The 19,699-nt window shown below is 69.6% G+C and carries 14 protein-coding genes; 4 read left to right on the top strand and 10 right to left on the bottom strand.

Features of this window, described 5'->3' with window-relative positions:
* Position 1: 1 nt before the first annotated feature.
* Complete coding sequence (locus tag ACLM5J_RS08930) at positions 2–1,054, bottom strand: PHP domain-containing protein (RefSeq protein WP_413655996.1); 1,053 nt, start codon at positions 1,052–1,054, stop codon at positions 2–4.
* A gap of 439 nt (positions 1,055–1,493) precedes the next feature.
* Between ACLM5J_RS08930 and ACLM5J_RS08925 the strand changes: the two genes are divergently transcribed.
* Positions 1,494–1,652 carry a DUF5679 domain-containing protein gene (locus ACLM5J_RS08925; RefSeq protein WP_164483670.1) on the top strand — a complete coding sequence of 53 codons (159 nt, stop codon included), beginning with the start codon at positions 1,494–1,496 and terminating at the stop codon, positions 1,650–1,652.
* A 148-nt stretch (positions 1,653–1,800) separates the two neighbouring features.
* A complete protein-coding gene (locus tag ACLM5J_RS08920) occupies positions 1,801–2,712 on the top strand; it encodes a hypothetical protein (protein WP_413655994.1) in 912 nt (303 codons plus the stop codon).
* Between the two features lie 3 nt (positions 2,713–2,715).
* Here ACLM5J_RS08920 and ACLM5J_RS08915 read toward each other — a convergent pair whose 3' ends face one another.
* The 5 genes from ACLM5J_RS08915 to ACLM5J_RS08895 form a co-directional block, all read right to left on the bottom strand.
* The gene (locus ACLM5J_RS08915; protein WP_413655993.1) at positions 2,716–2,910 is read right to left on the bottom strand and encodes a hypothetical protein; all 195 of its coding nucleotides are present in this window, start codon (positions 2,908–2,910) and stop codon (positions 2,716–2,718) included.
* 301 nt (positions 2,911–3,211) lie between these two features.
* Positions 3,212–3,520: a WhiB family transcriptional regulator gene (locus ACLM5J_RS08910; protein ID WP_413655991.1), complete on the bottom strand. Its 309-nt coding sequence runs from the start codon at positions 3,518–3,520 to the stop codon at positions 3,212–3,214.
* A 117-nt stretch (positions 3,521–3,637) separates the two neighbouring features.
* The gene (locus ACLM5J_RS08905; protein ID WP_413655989.1) at positions 3,638–3,844 is read right to left on the bottom strand and encodes a hypothetical protein; all 207 of its coding nucleotides are present in this window, start codon (positions 3,842–3,844) and stop codon (positions 3,638–3,640) included.
* Positions 3,845–3,981: 137 nt separating this feature from the next.
* Positions 3,982–5,997 carry an ATP-dependent DNA helicase UvrD2 gene (locus tag ACLM5J_RS08900; RefSeq protein ID WP_413655987.1) on the bottom strand — a complete coding sequence of 672 codons (2,016 nt, stop codon included), beginning with the start codon at positions 5,995–5,997 and terminating at the stop codon, positions 3,982–3,984.
* 95 nt (positions 5,998–6,092) lie between these two features.
* Positions 6,093–7,688 (bottom strand): LuxR C-terminal-related transcriptional regulator, encoded by a 1,596-nt coding sequence (locus tag ACLM5J_RS08895; RefSeq protein WP_413655985.1) that lies wholly within the window; start codon positions 7,686–7,688, stop codon positions 6,093–6,095.
* A 129-nt stretch (positions 7,689–7,817) separates the two neighbouring features.
* Here ACLM5J_RS08895 and ACLM5J_RS08890 point away from each other — a divergent pair, with 129 nt between their 5' ends.
* Together ACLM5J_RS08890 and ACLM5J_RS08885 are read left to right on the top strand one after the other, a co-directional pair.
* On the top strand, positions 7,818–9,782 hold the full coding sequence (locus ACLM5J_RS08890) for a hypothetical protein (protein WP_413655984.1): 1,965 nt from the start codon (positions 7,818–7,820) through the stop codon (positions 9,780–9,782).
* A gap of 140 nt (positions 9,783–9,922) precedes the next feature.
* On the top strand, positions 9,923–10,171 hold the full coding sequence (locus ACLM5J_RS08885) for a mycoredoxin (RefSeq protein ID WP_413655982.1): 249 nt from the start codon (positions 9,923–9,925) through the stop codon (positions 10,169–10,171).
* 27 nt (positions 10,172–10,198) lie between these two features.
* Here the strand turns inward: ACLM5J_RS08885 and nudC are convergent, their stop codons facing one another.
* The 4 genes from nudC to ACLM5J_RS08865 are packed head-to-tail and all read right to left on the bottom strand — an operon-like array spanning position 10,199 to position 19,555.
* Positions 10,199–11,107, bottom strand: coding sequence for an NAD(+) diphosphatase (nudC, locus tag ACLM5J_RS08880; RefSeq protein ID WP_413655980.1), 909 nt, complete (start codon positions 11,105–11,107; stop codon positions 10,199–10,201).
* A complete protein-coding gene (locus ACLM5J_RS08875; protein WP_413655979.1) occupies positions 11,104–13,026 on the bottom strand; it encodes a M3 family metallopeptidase in 1,923 nt (640 codons plus the stop codon). Before ACLM5J_RS08875 ends, nudC begins: the two co-directional genes overlap by 4 nt.
* A gap of 41 nt (positions 13,027–13,067) precedes the next feature.
* Positions 13,068–16,319 carry a UvrD-helicase domain-containing protein gene (locus ACLM5J_RS08870; protein WP_413655978.1) on the bottom strand — a complete coding sequence of 1,084 codons (3,252 nt, stop codon included), beginning with the start codon at positions 16,317–16,319 and terminating at the stop codon, positions 13,068–13,070.
* Positions 16,316–19,555 carry an ATP-dependent helicase gene (locus tag ACLM5J_RS08865; protein ID WP_413655977.1) on the bottom strand — a complete coding sequence of 1,080 codons (3,240 nt, stop codon included), beginning with the start codon at positions 19,553–19,555 and terminating at the stop codon, positions 16,316–16,318. The genes ACLM5J_RS08870 and ACLM5J_RS08865 overlap by 4 nt, the downstream gene beginning before the upstream one ends.
* Between the last annotated feature and the right edge of the window lie 144 nt (positions 19,556–19,699).

The following is a 19,699-nucleotide window of genomic DNA, read 5'->3' as shown; positions in this document are numbered from 1 at the left end:
GCTATCGGTTCGCCCACGCCAGCAGGCGGTCAATCGGCCAGGTGTTGACGATCCGTTCCGGTTCGATCCCTGCTTCTTCGGCTCGCGCACACCCATGATCGAGGAAATCCAACTGTCCGGGAGCGTGCGCGTCACTGTCGATCGAGAAGAGACAGCCGAGGTCGCGAGCCAGCGCCAACAGTGCCGTCGGCGGGTCGCGGCGCTCCGGGCGGGAGTTGATCTCGACCGCCACGCCCTCCTCGCGACACGCCGTGAAGACCGCCTCGGCGTCGAAACTTGACTGCGCCCTGGTCCCCCGGCTGCCGGTGACCAGCCGTCCGGTGCAGTGTCCGAGAACGTTGCTTCGAGGGTCCCGCACCGCGGCGACCATCCGGCGCGTCATCGCCTCGCGGTCCATCGCCAGTTTGGAGTGCACACTGGCGACCCGTAGTTCGAGGCGGCTCAGCATCTCGTCGCTCTGGTCCAGGGCACCGTCGTCGAGGATGTCGACCTCGATCCCCTTGAGCAGCCGGAAGCTGCCGTCGAAATGCTCGTTGACGGCATCGATCACGCCGAGCTGGCGGGCCAGGCGTTCAGCCGAGAGGCCCCGGGCCACCTTGAGCCGCGGCGAGTGGTCGGTCAGCACCAGGTACTCGTGGCCGAGTTCGAGTGCGGTGAACGCCATCTCTTCGATCGGCGATCCCCCGTCCGACCAGTCGGAGTGCGAATGCAGGTCGCCACGGAGTGCTGCGCGGAGCGCTCGTCCCCCAGGAACGAGCGGCCCTTCGTGCTGTTTCTCCAACGTGGCAAGGCGATCAGGGACCACACCGGCGACTGCCTGTTCGATCACCCGGGCCGAGGAGGCACCGACCCCGGTCAGCTCGCTCAGGGTTCCGGCGGTGGCGCGCTGGCGGATCTCCTCGTCACCGAGCGGCAGGATCGCGGCGGCGGCTGCGCGGAAGGCCTTCACCTTGTAGGTGTCCTCGCGTCCTCGTTCCAGGAGGAAGGCGATCCGCCGCAGAGCGGCCACCGGATGCCACGTGACAGGTCGCTGGTCCGCAGACTTCTCAGCCACGCCGCTCCTCTCACTCCTCCACAAAAACGCCACCATATCCACAACGGGAGGAAAGTTCTCCACAGAGTTTTCCACAATGGGGACGCCCAGGCTGTGGACCCCCGCGTTGACCGCCGATTCGACGTGCCCTAGCGTGTGCGCCAGACGAGGCCCCGGCCGTCCCGTGTTCGCACGGCGTCACCACGCTCGCAAGGGGAAGGCAAGTGTTGGTGATGCGACCTGGGCCTCGTCTTCTCATTTCAGTGGCCCCCACGCTCAGGTCACGCTCAGGTCACGCCTGCGCCACGCCGAAAACGCCGCGCGGGGTGGTGCACACGCCTGCGCCACGCTGTGCCGTAGGGTTTCGGTGGCTGAGCGGTTGTACGCCCAGCCCCGGCGGGCTTCCCCGAATCCCCCGTCGCGACGACCGAGAACCAAAAAAGACAAGAAGGAGGCCGTCATGGCGGAGACCTGGAGCGGTGAGTTCTACTGCGTGAAGTGCAAGGCCAAGCGCGAGGCCACCGGTGAGGTCAAGGTCAACGAGAAGGGCACCCGGATGGCCAAGGCCGTCTGCCCCGAGTGTGGCACCAACCTGAACCGCATCCTCGGCAAGGCCTGAGAGCGGTTCACACCGAACGAGAACCGAGGGTGGGTCCGAAGAGGACCTACCCTCGGTCTCATTTTCCGCCGCGAACGGCGCACCACCGCCGATCACGCCTGTGGAGAACGGACGCACGCCGGCACCCGGTTGTGCCAAGGTGCCAGGCATGGCCGCTCCTGTCCCTCTCCCCCGCCACCTGATCCTGGTCCCCGGCTGTCAGGTCCTGCGCCGCGACCATGACACCCTCCAGGTCGGCGTCGGAGACCGTCAGTTGCCGGCCCCGGACCTCCCCGCGGTACGCGCCCTCCTGGCCCGCCTCCGCGACGGCGCCGCGAACGGCCCGCTGAACGAGCTACCGCACGTGGCCGCCAGCCTGCTCTGCGCACTGCTCGACCGAGGCCTCGTCGTGGACTCTGAGCCGGTGTTGCGGCAGTTGGGCGCCACCGAGACGCCCTGGCAGCGTGAACAGCTCGCAGCAGCCCTCCTGGAGCACCCTGACGCCGTCACGCGGGCGGCGCACCGGGCCACTCTGCGGGTCCGGCTGGTCGCGCCCGGCCTGCCCACCTGGGCTCGGCATACGCGGACACTGCTGGCCGCCTCCGGACTGGCTGTCGCCGACGACGGATCGTCCGCAGCCGACGTCGCCCTGCTGATCAGTGCCGGGCCGGTGCCTAGGCCCCAGCTCGATGCATGGATGCAGGAGGACCTGCCCCACCTGCTCGTCGGAGCAGACGGTGCCCGGGTCCGGCTCGGCCCCTTCGTGGTCCCCGGCGCAAGCACCTGCCTGCGCTGCATCGACGCCCACCGGGCCGACGTGGACCCCGCGTTCCCCCTGCTCATCGAGCAGCGGAGCACGGCAGCCACCCCGACTGCCCTTCCGGCACCGATCGCACACGACCTGGTCGGGATCGGCGTGGCGATGGCGGTACGTGAGCTGACCACCTGGTCAGCCGACGAGGTACCGATCACCCTGGACCACACCGTCGAGGTGGATCCGGGGCTCACCTTCCCGACGACGCCCTGGCAGCGCCACCCCGGCTGTGGTTGCGGCTGGCACCAAGCCGTCGGCACCGGCTAGCTGCTACCACCAGGCGGAGTCGAGCTTTCCCTCCATCGCCCGCAGGTTCTTGCGGGTGCAGTCCGCACAGAAGTAGCGGACGACGCCGCCCTCCACCCCGCTCGACCAGGTGAGCGGCAGCGTGGACTCCGCGCCCGCGTCAGTGCCGGCACCAGCGGGATCACTACTGGTGCCACAGAAACTGCAGGTCAGGGCCATCTTCTTCACTGTACGGGCTCGGGGGCCGCCGGACCATCCGGACGACCCCCGAGCGTGGTGCTGCAATCTCGGCGAGGCTTACAGCCGGGCCAGGGCAAGACGCGCTTGCTGCGCGGCCTGCTCGGCACGCTTACTCATTCGACGGGCCAGGGTGGCCTCGCGAACAGTGCGCCTCTGCTGCGCCTCTCCCAGGCGCGCGGACATTTGTGCGCGCGCCAGTTCTTCATGCATTAGTTCCATTTCATTGCTCCGGTTTCGGTAGGTCTTCATGTTCGTGCTCTCTCGGGTTGATCTACTGCGCTCAAGCCGCGTGCTTGCGTGGCCGACCGCGAGGACGCTTGCGGGGAATCACAACTCCTTGCAGAAAGAGTTGCCCTCCCCAGACGCCCCACGGTTCGCGGCGCTCGAGGGCGCCGGCAAGACAGAGTGAGAGGACTGGGCACTCCTCGCACAGGGCCTTAGCGGACTCCACGTCGGTGGGCGACTCGGCGAAGAAGAGCTCAGGGTCGTTGCCCCGGCAAGGCAGCCGTTCTTCGTCGACTCGGTCAGCGGCTTGGTGGAGGTCGGCGAGTGTCGGCTCGGGACGCTCCAGGAGAACGCTGGTGGTCATGTGTGTCACCTCCTCGTGACCTGATCGGGTGTGGTGATCGCGGCGGGTGAAACAAAAAGACCGCGGATCCCGGGTTTCGGGTTCCGCGGCCTGGAGGCTGCCTCAGCGTTGATGGTCTCAACGACTCGGTGGTCTCCAGAGGTGGGTACCCGGGGTGGCGCCGAAATCGGCGCCGGCTGCTGCATGGGCTGCGGCAACGCGAACGCGTCCAGCCGGAGCCTGCGTGGTGGCGACAGCGGATGCCTGCGTGGTGCGCGCGTAGGAAGCGGCGCAAATGGGCATGACAAGACGCTCGTTCGTCCACAGGTTCTTGATGGTGCTCATGGGTGCCACCTCCTATCTCTGTTCTGGCGCAGGTCGTGCCAAGACCTGATGCGCGCGGGTTCGGGTTGAAGCAACGTATCGCGCCCGGTTGAGGGGCAGCAAATTGTTTTTCGAGTTTTTTCGAGAAATCTTTCGGCTCAGCCGATGATCGACAGAACGTCCGTCCCGTAACGCTCGATCTTCGCCGCACCGACGCCGCTGATCCGTAGCAGCGCCGCCTCCGTGGTGGGCTTCACCTCGGCGATCGCTTCCAGCGTCTTGTCGGTGAAGACCACGTAGGCAGGAACGCCGTCATCGGTGGCGCGTTCACGGCGCCATTCCTTGAGGCGGTCGAAAAGCACCTCGTCGTAGGCTGCCGGACACCCTGCGCACCGGCCGACCTTCCGTTCCGCGGCACTGGCCAGTGGCTGACCACAGGTGCGGCACATCGCGGCCTTGATCCGCTGCTTGCGCTGGGGTGCCGACGACCCGGAGTCCGGGCGCAGCCCGTCGAGGAAGCGTGACGGCTTCCGGCTCCGGCGGCCACCGGGGTTGCGGGCCAGGCTCCAGGAGACCACCAGGTTCTCCCGGGCACGGGTGATCCCGACGTAGAGCAGCCGACGCTCCTCCTCCACCTCTGCCGGGGTGGTGGCGAAGCTGATCGGCATCGAGCCCTCCTGGGCCCCGGTCACGAAGACCGCGTCCCACTCCAGTCCCTTGGCAGTGTGCAAGGTGGCCAGGGTGACCCCCTCCGCCACCGGCGCATGCTGTTCGGCCGCACGTCGGTCGAGATCGTCGACGAAACTTCCGAAATCAGCCCCCGTACCGGCCCACGCCTCGGCCTGGGAGAGCAACGCCTGCAGCGACTCCCACCGGTCCCGGGTCGCCCCACGTGAGGTCGGCGGCTCCGCGCTCCACCCCATCCCGGAGAGGGTGCCACGCACCGCCTCGACGACGTCGCTCTCCACGCCGCTCCGGGCCGCGCCACGGATCAGCGTGATCGCCTGACGCACCTCGGGACGGTCGAAGAACCTGGCCGCGCCTCGGACCACATAGGCGATCTGGCGGGCGGAGAGGGCGTCCTCGTAGGCCTCGGACTGGGCGTTGATCCGGAACAGCACGGCGATCTGGCTCAACGGAGTGCCGGAGTCGCGGAGTCGCAGGATCTCGGCCGCTGTCGCCTCGGCCTCCTCGACCTCGTCGTCATGCTCGCGCCAGGCGACCGTCGGTCCGGTCGGCCGTTGCGCGATCAGATTGACGCCGCGCGAGACGGTGCCGTCGAGCAACTGGTTGGCGGCCGAGACCACTTCCGGGGTGGAGCGGTAGTTACGGACCAGCTCGATCGACGTCGTGCCGGCGTACTTACGCGGGAACTCACGCAGGTAGTCGGCGTCGGCTCCGGCGAAGCTGTAGATGGTCTGAGCCGGGTCACCGACCACACAGATCTCGTCACGCCCGCCGAGCCAGAGGTCGAGCAGCGCCGCCTGGAGCGGCGAGACGTCCTGATACTCATCGACGGTGAAGAACCGATACTGCCGACGCACCTCGGCCGCCACCCGCTCGTCGCCGTCGAGCATCGCGGCGGTGAGCAGCAGGACGTCCTCCATGTCCATCCGGCCCTGGCCGCGCTTGACCTCCTCGTAGCCGGCCAGAACCCGGGCGGTGGTGTCCGGGTCGACGCCGTTCACCTCACGACCTCGAGACGGTGCCAACTCGGCGTACTGCTCCGGGCGGATGTTGCTGACCTTCGCCCACTCGATCTCGGAGGCGAGGTCGCGCAGGATGCCCTGGTCGGCCTGAACCCGGTTACGACGGGCCGCGATCGCCACGATCGGCAGCTTGGACTCGGTCAACGTCGGGAGCTCGGCGTTGTGGATCTTGGGCCAGAACCAACGCAGCTGACGCAGCGCCGCCGAGTGGAAGGTGCGGGCCTGGACCCCAGGAGCGCCGAGCTCACGGAGCCGGGTCCGCATCTCACCAGCCGCGCGGGCGGTGAAGGTGACCGCCAGGACCTCCGTCGGGGCGTAGACCCCGGTGGCCACGCCGTGCGCGATCCGATGAGTGATCGCACGGGTCTTACCGGTGCCGGCACCAGCCAGCACCCGGACCGGACCGCGCAGCGTCTCGGCGACGGCTCGCTGCTCAGGATCCAATGCCGCGAGCAGGTCTCTCATCGGTTCTTCTTCACCTCAGGCACTAGCAACGGTTGCGGTCCCGCCAGCCTAGATCCCACCCCCGACAGCACGCACAGCCCGGCTCCCTTCCCCGCTCAGGACCGGTACTGAAGCAGCCAGAGCCGGGCCAGATCGAACCGGCTCGCCGCCTCCCAGCGGCGCAGCGCGTCCCCGACGTGCTTCTCCACCGCCTTGACGCTGATCTCAAGGGTGGCCGCGATCTCGGCGTTGTCGTGGCCCCTGGCCACCCGCTCGACCACCGCTGCCTGGCGCGGGGTGAGCGGCTGCGGCGGTGTCCAGTCCGAACCCCCGCGCGGGCCGAGCGCGGCCAGCAGCCCGATCCGGCTACTCACCCCGAAGGCACACAGCACGCGCGAGAGGTGGACCCGGACGGTGGCCGGCGACAGCACCAGCCCCCGCGCGATCGCCACATGCTCGTGGCCGGCCAGGACCAGGTCCGCGATCTCGCGTTCCCGCTCCGACAACACCGCCCACCCACCGGAGCTCATCGGCGGGAGGCGACGGCCCGCCGTCCGTAACACCTGACGCGCGGAGCGCCGCATCGCGAAGTGCCCGGTCAGGTCGGACTCCGCCACCGTCCGACGCAGCTCCCGCGAGGCCTCGGCCACCTCTTGGGCAGCGATCCTGGCACGTGCCAACACGATCGTGCCCTCGGCGACCTCGATCGCCCGGCCCTGCTCACGGGCCGCCGAGACCGCCCGCTCCGCGTGCAGGATCGCTGCCTGCGGCTCTCCCTCGGCGAGCGCCAACCGACTCCGCAACCGGTCGCAGGGCGGACCTCCGATCGGGTGGTCGTGCAACGGGATCGACGCCTCGTGCCAGGAGCGGGCGGCGTCGAGGTCACCGGCGGCGAGCGCGGCGTTGGTGAGCAACTCCAACCCGATCGCCCGGTCGATGATCGGCAACCGGTCCAGGCCGGCGGCGTCACCGGCCCGGAGGAAGAGCGCCGCCGCTTGCCCGATGTCGCCGAGCGAGACCGCGCCGTAGGAGGCCAACAGGTAGACGCCTCGGCCCAGGAAGTCTGCCGGCTCGGTGCCGCTCGCGATCAACGCATCGATCTGGTCCTGGGTCTCCTCGGGACGGTCCGCGTTGCCGGTCAAAAGCACCCTGAGTGCCCCGACCACGTCTGCGACGCCGTGCTGGGCCGCCGCCATCTCCACGCCGTCCAGGCGGGTCAACGCCTCGTCGATCCGGCCGTTGAACGCCGCGACCCGGACCTGCGTGGCTCGCTGCATCACCTCGAAGGGGTGACCTACCCACGGGATGTGCCAGTCGCCCCCGGTCAGCACCGCGGCCGCGACGTCGAGACGGGCGCTGTCCAACGCCGCCTCGGCCAGCAGATACCGGGCGAATGCCCAGCGCCTGCCCTGGTCGGCATGGTCCGCGATCAGCTGCAACCCCGTCGCCCAGTCGGCACGGCCCCAGGCGTCTCGCTCCCCCGCCTCGGCGAGCCCCATAGCGCCGATCGCCAGCACCGTCTCGACCGGTTCACGAGCCACGGCCCGCGCACATTCGGCGAACTCCGCACAGGCCGGGAAGTCACCCACCCAGAAGTGGCCGAGCGCGGTGACGGTGTGCCCCCAGGCCGGGGAGGCCGCATCGGTGACCTGCACGGCCCGGGCGCTGCGCTCCAACATCAGGCGAGCGAGCGCCGCGTCGGGTCCAGCCATGGTCCGAGAGTAGTCCGCGCACAGGGGTTCCTCGGGACCTTTCCAGCACTCGCGTTCCCGCGGTAGGGATGCGGAGTAACCACCGCGGAGACCACCCGCGCCACCGGTGCGGTGGCAGATCGTGTTCCCATGAACGCGTCGCGCCTGGTCCTGCCCGCTGCCTCGGTCCTGGTCCTCGGGTTGACCGCCGCGCTGCCGCCCGCACAGGCGATCGACGTCACCGTGCCCCGGGTCGCACCGCAGACCACCGACGTCGACTTCACCCACGCCGCCTTCCTCGACGCGAACGGCAAGGTCTGGGCACGCGGCAGCCAGTCGAACGGCGCCCTCGGCGACGGCGCCACCTCGGGTGCGGCGCTGGAACCGGTCCCGGCACCGCTGCCAGCCGGCATCACCGCCACCAAGATCGATGTCGGGGACAACACCACCGTCGTGCTCGGCAACGACGGCCAGGTGTACGGCACCGGGAAGAACGACGCCGGGCAGCTGACCGGAGCAGGGGACCGGTCAGCGCTCGGCGTCTTCAGCTGGGCGGCCGGGGTGACCCCACAGACGGTGGTGGATGTCGGCACCTCCACCGTGGGGCCCTCACCGACCACCTACGCGATCGGCCAGGACGGCACGCTCTTCTACACCGGCGTCTCGCCGCTGCCGGGCGGCCCGACGGTCGCCGCGCTCCAGCCGTTCGGGATCCAACTCCCGGCCGGCTCCGGCAAGCCTGCCCAGGTCGTGGTCGGCACCAACCTGGTGCTGGTCATCACCGCCACGCACCGGCTCTACGGACTGAGCACGAACGTTGACGCCCGGATCGGGAACGGCACCGCCGGGGTCTGGAACCGGCTGGACGCCACTGCCGACGTCAGCACCGCGATCGCCGGTGCCAACCACACCGCCTGGCTCAGCCTCTCGGGAACCATCTACTCCATCGGCAGCGACGCCGTCGGCCAGTTCGGCGACGGGCCGGGCGACAGTTCGAGCGCGACCCCGGTGGCCGCGCCCGGAACTTGGACGGCGCTCGCCGGCAGCACCTGTGACTGCACCATCGCCATCTCCAGCGGCACCGTCCAGGTCGCCGGGCGGCAACCGTCGGGCTACGCCGACACCAACCCCAGCTTCACCGTGATCGCCACCACGGCGACCGATGCCGCCGTCGAGCTCGGCGGCAGCGAATCCACCTTCACCGTCCGCCAGTCATCGGGCGAGGTGTGGGGCGCGGGGCGGAACACCTTCGTCCAGCTCAGCAACGTCGCCGGCTCCTACTCGGGCACTTTGGTGCCGCTCAACGACCAACCGGTGGTCGCCACCTCCTCGATCACGCCCGCCGCCCAGCCTGCCGTCGGCGTCGAGCTGATCAGCGGCAGCGCGGGATGGGTGCCGAACAGCGCCTCGGTCAGCACCCAGTGGTACCGCGGATCGGTCGGAGCGGCGAACCTGCTCGCCACCGCCCCGAGCTTCACCCCCAGCGCCGAACTGGCCGGGGAGCAACTCATTCTGCTCGTCACCGGTTCCGGCCCGAACCTGGTCGGCGCCTCGGTGCAGAGTGAGCTCGGAACTGTCTCCCCCGGCACCCTCGGCGCGGTCACCGCGCCTCTGGTCACCGGCACCGTCCGGGTCTCGGGAACCCTCAGCGCCACCACCGGCGCGACGACGCCCGCCTCGTCGGTCGGCTACCAGTGGCTCCGCGACGGCGTCGCGATCCCCGGAGCTACCACTGCCGGCTATCGCCTCAGTACCGCCGACGCCGGCCGCTCGGTCACGGTGCGGGCGAGCTTCAGCACCCCGGGCTATCAGAGCGTCGACGGAGTCTCGACGGCCCGCCGGATCCCCGCGATCAACACCGCCGAGCCGAAGCTCAGCGGCACCCCGAAGGTGGGCCGGAAGCTCCGCGCCGGCAAGGGTTCCTGGTCCGGCTACCGGTACGCCTACACCGCGCTCTGGTACCGCAACGGCAAGGCGATCAGCGCCGGGCCGAGCTGGACCTACAAGCTCCGCGCCAAGGACCGTGGCAAGGCGATCACCGTCCGCGTCGTCGCCAAACGCACCGGCTGGCCGACCGTCACCGCGACCAGCGCGGCCAAGAAGGTCCGTCGCTGACCGCTCACCCCGGAGGTCGGGCCTGTCGAGACCCCCGACTGACCACGCTGGTCCTCGGGAATCTGGCGGCGCCGGTTAGCGTTGTCATCAGCGCAACACGACCCGACCAACGGGTCGCGCGATGACTGAAAGAGGCACCGATGACCGCCGCCGTGACCATGTACTCGACCCCCTGGTGTGGCTACTGCCACCGACTGAAGTCGCAGATGGACCGCGAGGGGATCAGCTACGAGGTGGTCGACATCGAGCAGGTGCCCGAGGCAGCGCTGATCGTCGAGCAGGCCAACAACGGCAACCAGACGGTGCCGACCCTGGTCTACTCCGACGGCACCGCGCAGACCAACCCGAGCCTGGCCGCCGTCAAGGAGAAGCTCGCCAGCCTCGTCTGAGCGAACCGGTGCCGAGACTGCCCGGCCTCACCACTGGCCGGGCAGCGGCTCCCCGTACCAGGTCTCGATCAGCGAACGCGAGATCGAGACACCGGAGGGCAACATCAGCGTGCCCGCCTCCGCCTCCGCCCGCATCTGAGCGCGGGTGTACCACCGCGCTTCGGCGATCTCTGACTCGTCGACGTCGATCTCGGTGCTGATCGCCCGCCCGGTGAAGCCGAGCATCAGACTGGCCGGCAGCGGCCACGGCTGGCTGTCGAAGTAGGTCACCTCACCGACTTTGACGCCGGTCTCCTCGAAGACCTCGCGGCGAACGGCGTCCTCGATGGTCTCCCCCGGCTCCACGAAGCCGGCCAGGGTGGAGAACCTGCCTTCGGGCCACTGCGGGCTCCGCCCCAGCAGGCATCGCTCGCTCTCGGTGCCCGGTTCACCGTCGGTGACCACCATGATCACCGCGGCGTCTGTCCGTGGGAACTGTTCCTTGCCGCAGGCCGTGCAGGCGAGCACGTGCCCCTCCTGGCGGGACTCCAATGCTCCCCCGCAACGGGGGCAGAACCGCGTCGCCCAATGCCACTCGGCGAGTCCGATCGCATGCAGGACCAGGGGGCCGGCGTCGCTCTCCTGGACCAGGCCCAACACGCCACGTAGCGGCAGCCACTCAGCACGCTCCTCGTCGGCCGGCGGCGCAGCGAGGAGGGCGAAGTAGGTGACGCCGTCGCGTTCGCCGAGCAGCAGCCGGACGCCGGACGGCGCCTCACTGGGTGCGACCCAGCGCAGGGCGCCGTCGACGGGACGGACCCGGGTACCGGCAACGACGAGGACCCGGGTCGCGGCGTCCGCCCAGACCCGGTCCAACCAGCTGTCGTCGGTGCGATGCAGGCCGTGCCGGTCGTGCGGGTGCGCCGAAAGCGCGACGTGCGGCAGCGAGCGGCTCATCGGACGGGCTCCGCAGGGGTCTCCAGCCAGGCCTGGAACGCACCGCTCGTGTAAGGCCGGCCGAGGAACTCGGTGACCAGGTCGGCGGCGTCCCGGCTACCGCCCGGGGTCAGCACCAGGTCGCGGTAGCGGTGAGCCACCTCGGGGGCGAAGAGGTCCGCAGGATCGAAGGCGGAGAAGAGGTCCTTCGCGATCACCAGGCTCCACTTGTAGGTGTAGTACGCGGAGCTGTACCCCTCGAGGTGCCCGAACCCGGCATGGAAGTGGGTACCCGGCACCGGCTTGATCAGGCTATAGGCGTCATAGAGCTCGGCCAGCCGAGCGGTCAGATCTTCGGGCCGCTCGCGGTGGAAGAGGTACGAAACGGCGGCATAGAAGGTCTGGGTCCGAGCCAGGAACCCCTTACCGAACCCCTCGGCGGCGCGCATCCGGGCCACCAGGTCTGCCGGAATCGGGGTGCCGTCGGCGTCGGTGGCGAAACTCGCCAGTACCTCGGCGTCCCAGGCCCACTCCTCCAGCATCTGGCTCGGCGCCTCCACGAAGTCCCACTCGGTTGCGACGCCGGAGAACTCGATCCACTCATGGCGCCCGGCGAGCATGTGGTGGATCAGGTGCCCGAACTCGTGGAAGAGCGTCACCACGTCATCGTGCTCCATGAGGCCGCGCGGGAAGTTGCAGACCAGCACGCCTTCGGCGAGCTGGACCCCGGCGAGCCCCGGCACCAGGACGAACTGTGCGGCGTGGTTGTACTTGCCGTCGCGCGGATGCAGATCCAGGTAGATCCGGCCCAGGTACTCGGACCCGAGGTGGACGTCGTAACCCGTCACCTCCGGGTGCCAGGTGGTGGCGCCCTCGATCGGCGACCAGGTGAGACCGAAGAGCCGACCGGTGACCTCGAGAAGCCCCCGGCGGACCTTGGTGAAGTCGAAGTAGGTGCGCACCTGTTGGGCGTCGACGTCGAACCCCTCGCGCCGCACCACCTCGGTCCAGTACCGCCAGTTCGAGACGTCGATCGCGGCCAGTTCCGGCTCGTCACGGCGCGCCCGCGCCAACAGGGTGGCCAGGTCTCGTTCCCCGGCGACCGTGGCGGCCTCGGCGATGTCGTTGATGAAGTCGCCGATCGCCGGACCGCTGCCGATCATCTTGACCTCGGCGTCGTAGGCGGGCCAGTCGGCGTACCCCAGCAGCTGCGCATACTCGTGACGAACCTGCAGAAGTTCGCCGAGCACGGCGTCGTTCTCGGGCCACCCCACGTTGAGGAACGACTCGGTCACCGCCCGCCGCGCGTCGGCGTCGTGGGCGAAGGAGAGGAACGGCACCGTGTCCGGATACTCGGTGCTGACCGCGACCTTGCCGTCCGTGGCCGGATGCGCGCTGATCCAGTCCGCGGGGAGGCCCGCCACCGCCGACTCCGGAACCTCGATCGTCCGGGTGCCCTCCCGGATGCCCCGGGAGAACCTCTGGCCCAGTTCGACCAGCTTCTCGTCCAATTCGCGGAGCCGCTCCCGGGTCGCCTCGTCCCGGTCGACGCCGGCTCGCCGGAAGTCACGGAGAGCGTGGGCCAGCACACGGCGGCCTCCGGCGTCAGGGGTCGCCGGATCGACCGCAGCCAGGGCCGCTTGGGCGCGCGCGTCCAGCATCAGTTCGGACCGGAACTTGTTCGCCGCCACCTCGATCGCCTCGGCCTGCTCCCGCAACGCCGGCTCCGGGTGCACCTGGGCCAGCAACGAGGCGACGGCGAAGACGCCGGCCAGCTCGGTGTTGACCCGGTTCCAGAGCTCCAACGCCTGCTCGGGTGTGCTCTCCGCCAACTCGTCGCGCAACGCTGCGGCCCGTTGCAGGGCACCGTCGGTGCGCTCGGCCAACCAGGAACTCCAGTCGGCTTCAGGAAGGTCAAGGGGCATCAACTCAGAGGTCACAGTCGAAGGCTACCGACCCGCCCCACCGGCCGGCCCGGTCGTCACCGCGGCTCCGCTCCTTCCGCTGCTCCGCGCTTCCCGGGCGCTGCCAGGATCAGCTGCTCCAGCTCCGCGCGCCCGGGCAACTCGTCGTGGATCACCGTGCGTCCGGAGCGCACGTAGTGGAACGCTCCCCTGACCCTGCTCGGCTCGACGCCCATCAGCTCAGCCCAGGCGACGCGGTAGATCGCCAATTGCAACGGGTCGGCATCCTCACGGCGGCTGGTCTTCCAGTCGACAACCAGCCACCCGTCGCCATCGGGGTAGACGGCATCGACACGGCCCCGGATCACCTGACCGGCCAGGACCATCGCGAACGGCTGCTCCACCACGGTGGGCGCGCGGTCCGCGAAGGGCCCTTCCTCGAACGCTGCGATCACCGTGGCCAGGTCGGCGTCGTCATCGATCCCGACGTCGCCCTGACCGGGCAGGTCGCCGGGCTCCAGGAGGTCCTGTTGGCCGACCCTGGTCTCGATCCAGGCGTGGAAGCGGGTACCGAAGGAGGCGGCGTGCGACGGCGGCCGCGGCATCGGTCGAGCCAGGTCGCGCGCCAAGCCGGTCGGGTCGTCGCGGAGACGGGTGAGCGCGGTCGCCGAGAGGCTGGAGGGCAGCGGTACCTCGATCCGGTCGGCGCTCTCCTGCTGCGCCTCGCGGAGCAACTGCTCCAGCTCGGTGTCCCACTCCATCACCTGCGCGGCCTCGACCATGTCGAGCTCGTCGTCGCTCGGCAGGGAGCCCGGGTCCTGTTGCGCCTGACGGACCAACTCCGCCGCCTCCAGCCGCCGCAGCGCCTCGGCGGTGTGTTCGGTGACCGGCCACGGGACGGCGGTGCTCAGCGACTGCAGCGGGTTGACCTCGTCCGCCTCTGGGCGTTCCAGCCAGCTCTCAGGCTTCTCCCCCCATTCCCCCATCAGGTCGGCGACCTGACGCTGGAACGGCGACGGCCCGAGCGGCTTCTTCCGCCCCTCGGTCCACAGGTAGGAGGAGACCACCAGCTCGTGCCGTGCCCGGGTGAAGGCGACGTAGCCCAAGCGGAGCTCCTCCGCGCTCTCATGGGCCCGGGACTCGTCGCGCAGGGCGACAAGATCGTCCTTGGTGTGCCCCCGCAGGACGGGCAGGTCCCGGGCATCGCCGCGTAGCGGGGTCGGGAGTACGGCCGGCGCTGTGGTCCACAGGCTCCGGCTCCGGGTGTTGGGGAACTTCTCCTCACAGACGCCGACGCAGAACGCGACGTCCCACTCCAGCCCCTTGGCCCGGTGCACGGTCAGCAGCTTCACCGAGTTCGCCTCGGTGGGGGTGGCGACGTCGAGTCCGTTGCCGAGCTCGTCCTCAGCCTCCAGGTAGGCGAGCAACGCCGTCAGACTGACCTCGCCGTCGATGGCACGGAAGTCCGCGACCGCCTTGACGAAGAGGTCGAGATTGTCGCGGCGGGCCTCGGCCGCCGGGCTCACCGAGGAGGCCAGCTCGACGTCGATTCCGGTGACGTCGATGATCCGCCGGACCAGGTCCAGCAACGGCTCGCCGGCGTGCGACCGCAGCCGCCGTAGCTCATCCGAGAGCAGGCGGAAGCGCTCCCGAGCCGCATCCGAATAGGCCAGCTCCCCCGGGTCGTCGAGCGCGTCGCAGAGCGAGCGGACCTCGCTCGGGTCGGCTCCGCTGACCGCTTCGTCCAACTGTTCGGCGAGGCTCTGCGCCCCCTGCCGCGGGGCGGTCTCGCCGGCGATCTCCCTGGCACGCTTGCCGAGCAGCGCCAGGTCGCGCGGCCCGATCGCCCACCGCGGACCGGTGAGCAGGGTCAGCAGGGCGTCGTTGGCGGTCAGATCGTGGAGCAACGTCAGCGTGGCCACGACCTCGGCGACCTCGGGCAGCCGGAGCAGCCCGGAGAGGCCGACGATCTCGACCGGGATCTCGGCCGCCGAGAGCGCGTCGAAGACGTCGGCAGCGTGCGAGTTGTCGCGGACCAGCACACCGATCTCTCGCCACGGAGCAGGATGGTCGGCGGCGAGTACCCGATGCGCCGCGTGGACCTGCTCCGCCAGCCACTGCAGCTCGTCGGCGTAGGTGGGGTGTACGGCGACCCGGACTGTTCCTTCCGGGGAGCCGGCCGGCGACTCCAGCGGCCGGACCTGGCCGAACTGGCGCAGCAACGGGGCCGCCAACCGGTTGGCGACCTCAAGAATGCGTCGGTCGGATCGCCGGTTCACCGTCAGCGGATAGACCGGCACCTCGGGGTCGCCGTCCGCGGTCGGGAAATCGTGGCCGAAGCCGAGGATGTTGGAGACCGAGGCGCCCCGCCAGCCGTAGATGGCCTGGTTCGGGTCACCCACCGCCGTCACGGCATGGCCACGGCCGTCCTCGCCGTCCGGCCCGGAGAAGAGCCGACTGAGCATCATCGCCTGCGCGACGGACGTGTCCTGATACTCGTCGAGGAGCACGATCCGGAACTTCTCGCGCTCGCTGCGCCCCACCTCGGGTTGACTGACCGCCAACCGTGCTGCCAGCGCGATCTGGTCGGAGAAGTCCATCAGCCCGAGTTCGCTCTTGAGCCGCCGATAGCTCAGCACCAGCTCGATCAGGTCGTCGCGACGACGCAGCGCATGCAGTGCCTTCTCGATGTCGGCCTTCGCCTTGGCATCGGCCAAAGCGGCGCTGAACTGGACATGCTCGCGAGCCTGCAACGCCCGGAGCTCGGAGAGCTCGACCAGGTGCTCGCTCATCGCGCCTTCCAACGCCAGGATGTTGGCGACCACCGTCTCCGGGTGGTCGCTGAGCACATGGACCGGCTTGGTGTGACGCTGGATCGCTCGGACCGCCAGTTGATAGCGCGATGCGTCCGCCATCACACGTGTGTCCGGTTCATGCCCGATCAGCAGGCCGTGGTCGGTGAGCAGCGAGGCGGCGTAGGCGTTGTAGGTGGCCACGGTCGGCTCGACCAGCTCCGCGTCGTCGGCGGCTGGTCCGGCACCGATGGCAGTCATCACCCCGGCGTTCTCGAGCGCGCCCCGGATCCGCTGGGACAGCTCGCTGGCCGCCTTGGTGGTGAAGGTCAGGCCGAGCACCTGGTCCGGAGTGACCAGGCGGTTGACCACCAGGTAGACCACCCGGGCCGCCATCACCGCCGTCTTGCCGGAACCGGCGCCGGCTATCACCACGGCGGGGGCCAGCGGGGCGCTGATCGCCTGCCACTGCTGGTCGCTGACGGTGAACTCCGCCTGCATCACCTCGCGGAGCTCGGCGGGGTTGGAGATGGTCATGACAACACCGTCCCTGAACGTTGTGCCGGACAGATCGCATGAAAGGTACAGACGTCGCAGTGGCTGCCCTTGACGGCCGGGAAGACCTCGTCGCGGATCGCGCTGGCTGCTCCCATCAACTGGTGTTCGACGGGCACCACACCGTTGTCGTCGGCGAGTGCGGGCTCCTGGCGTTGGACGGCCAGCTTGCCGCGGGTCTCCAGACGAAGATGCACCAGTTCGGCTCCGCCGACTCCCTCGGCCGCGTGCCCGCCGGCCGCGACCGGGCGGTCGAATCCACCCTCGCCGGCTGCGTACTGGTAGAGCGCGAGCTGCGGATGCTGGCGCACCTCCTCCGCGGTCGGCTTGTACTTGCCGGTCTTGAGGTCGACGATCACCAACTGGCCCTGGTCGTCGATCTCGAGCCGGTCGACGAAGCCGACGATGCTGACCCGCTCGCCGTCAGGGAGGCTGACCTGCACCCGGAGTTCCTGCTCGGTGGCGACCAGGGTCCGGGCGCCCGGTGCCGAGTGCCAGCCCACGAACCGGGCGAGTGCGGCACGCACCTCGGCGCGCTCCCGCTCCGCTGTCCAGGGCGTGCGGAACTGCATCTGCCCCCAGACCGAGTCGACAACCTCCATGAGTTGGTCGACCTGGCCCGGATCAGCGGTGAGCTCGCCACGCCCGATCCGTTCAGCAATGGTGTGGACGACGAGACCGAACCCTTGCGACGAGGATGCCGCAGCAGCGCCACCGGCCTCCCGTTCCCAGAACCAGCGGGCCGGGCACTGCAGCAGTGCGCTGACCGCACTCGCTGACAGGACCACCGGCTCCCCTGCCGGGCGGAGCGGCTCGGACGGCGAGCTGAGGGCCCGCGTGCCCCACCAATTCGCCGGATCAGCCGACGGAGCCAGCTGCTGGCGCCCCTGAGAGCGGCCGGCAAGGTCGGCCAGCCGCCGGGCTGCAGCGGCTCGGAGCGCAGCCGGAGAGGAGGGATCGGAGACGGTACGGCGAAGCTCCGCTACCAGGCCTGCCAGAGAGAGCGGGCGCCGCGGACGGCCACTGAGGTGCCGGACGTCGTCAGTCAGCTCGCTGATGAACCGCGACGGCTGATCGCCCTCGTCGTCAGGCGACTGGACCGCCGTCACCACCAAGCGGTCCCGTGCCCGGGTACAGGCCACATAGAAGAGTCGGCGCTCCTCGGCGATCAGATCACGAGTGGTCACCTCAGGCACCAGGCCTTGGCGACCGATCCGGTCGGCGTGGAGGAGGGCGCTGCGACGCCGCAGATCGGGCCAGCCCCCTTCCTGGACATGCGCGACAACGACGAGCCGCCACTCGAGCCCCTTGGAACGGTGTGCGGTCAACAGCCGGACCGCGTCACCGCGGACGCCGTGCTCCGCAAGCGTGTCCGCCGGGATCTGCTGCCCGCCGAGGGTACGGAGGAAGTTGGTGGCCGAGGTGTAGCTGCGCTTGCTCTCCATCGTCTGGGCGGTCTCGAAGAGCGCACAGATCGCGTCGAGGTCGCGGTGCGCCATCCGCGCCGCTGGTCCCCCTTGGGTCGCTTGATAGCGAAGCCGCTCCGGCCAGCTCGTGCCTTCCCAGAGCTGCCACAGCAGATCGTGCGCGCTGGCACGGCCCTGGTCGGCAGCGGCGATCCGGTGCAGGAGAGCCACCAGGTGCTGGACGCGCTGCACCGCCGGGTGACCCACCCCATCGAGGAGGTCCGGCTCCGCCAGACACGCCCGCAACAACTCGGGCGAGGAGCGCGCCGCGCGCCCCTGTTCGGCGGCCTGCTCCTTCTCCCGGCTCCGCAGCGTGCGGGAGAGGGTACGGAGATCAGAGACGTCGAGACCACTCAACGGGCTCGCCAACAACGCCTCGAAGCGCTGCGCATCGACGTAGCCGACAGACTCGGGATCCGTGACGTCCAGATGGAGCGCGGCGTCCAGAGCGCTGAGCAGTGGACGCACAGCAGGGTCACGTACCAGTGGGGTGTCGTCCGCGGCGACCTCGACCGGCACGCCGTGCCCGGCCAACGCCCGCCGAAGCGGTGGGATGGAGGCGCTACCCGACCGGACCAGGATCGCCATCTCCGACCACCCGATACCGTCCTCGAGGTGGGCGCGCCGGAGCAGGTCGGCCAGATGCTCGGCTTCGGACCGCTCGGTCTCGAAGGTGAACGCCTCGACTCTGCCGGGGCCGCCGGAACCCGCTGCGATCGGGTTCAGGAAGGCGTCACGGGCTGCGGCCGGAATGCTGCCGGCCAGGCTCAGCCTGTCGGCAAGCCGCCGCGATGCGCGCAACAGCCGCGAACCGAAGCGTCGCGTCTGCCGCAGAGACACCACGGCAGCCGGCTCACCAGTCAGGGTCCGGAATTCGTCAGGGAAATCGAGGATGCCGCGCAGCTCGGCACCGCGGAAGGCATAGATGGACTGATGCGGATCACCTACCGCCGTCAGGTTGCCACCCTGACCGGCCAGCGTCTGCAACAACTCGACCTGTCCGGGGTCGGTGTCCTGGTATTCGTCGACGAAGACGTAGCGGTACCGGCTCCGGAGCTCAATCTGATGATGGCTGGCCACGAGAGTGGCACGGCGCAGCAGATCGGAGTAGTCGATAGCGCCATCGGCGTCCAGAATCTCGAGATACTGCTCGAGGAAACGACCACCAGCGCTGAAGGCACCGACACCCTCGGCGTCACCGAGCTCCGCGAGCTGCAGACCGTCGAGTCCCTTCTCGCGGGCGCGCGAGATGAGGTCGCCAACCTCGCGCGCGAATCCGCGGGTCTCGCGGGCGAGACGAAGATTCTCCGGCCAGGCGATGGCCTCAGGCGTGTCCGCGAGGAGCTCGGCGATCACCACCTCCTGCTCCGCGGCCGTCAGCAGTCGCAACGGCTCCGCGAAGAGCTCGGCGGGCTGGTACTGCCGGATCAACCCATAGGCGAAGGAGTGGAACGTTGCACAGAGCGCCGCGCCGGTGGTCCGGGCCAGGCGCGCGCTGAGCCGGTCACGGAGCTCCTGGGCAGCCTTCCGCGAGAACGTGAGGACCAGGATCGAGTCGGGGTCGACGCCCTCAGACTCGATCCGGTGCGCGATCGCCTCGACCAGCGTGGTGGTCTTTCCCGTGCCGGGGCCGGCCAGCACGAGTAGCGGACCACCAGGATGGTCGACGACCTGCTGCTGGAACTCGTCAAGGACGGGCCGCGCCCCGACAGGGCGCGGCGCAGCGAACGCGAACTCTGTAGGGGCGCTCATGCGTGACCTCGAACCATGGCCCTACCCTCGCACTAGGGTCAGACAAAACAACAACGGGCCGACCCAGAAGGGTCGGCCCGTTGTGAAGAATTGTCCGGCGGCGTCCTACTCTCCCACAACCTCTCGGTTGCAGTACCATCGGCG

The organism is Nocardioides sp. Bht2, from assembly GCF_047308515.1.
Lineage (GTDB): Bacteria > Actinomycetota > Actinomycetes > Propionibacteriales > Nocardioidaceae > Nocardioides.
The sequence above is the reverse complement of the archived record's forward strand: the minus strand, read 5'-3'. Positions and strand labels throughout refer to the sequence as shown.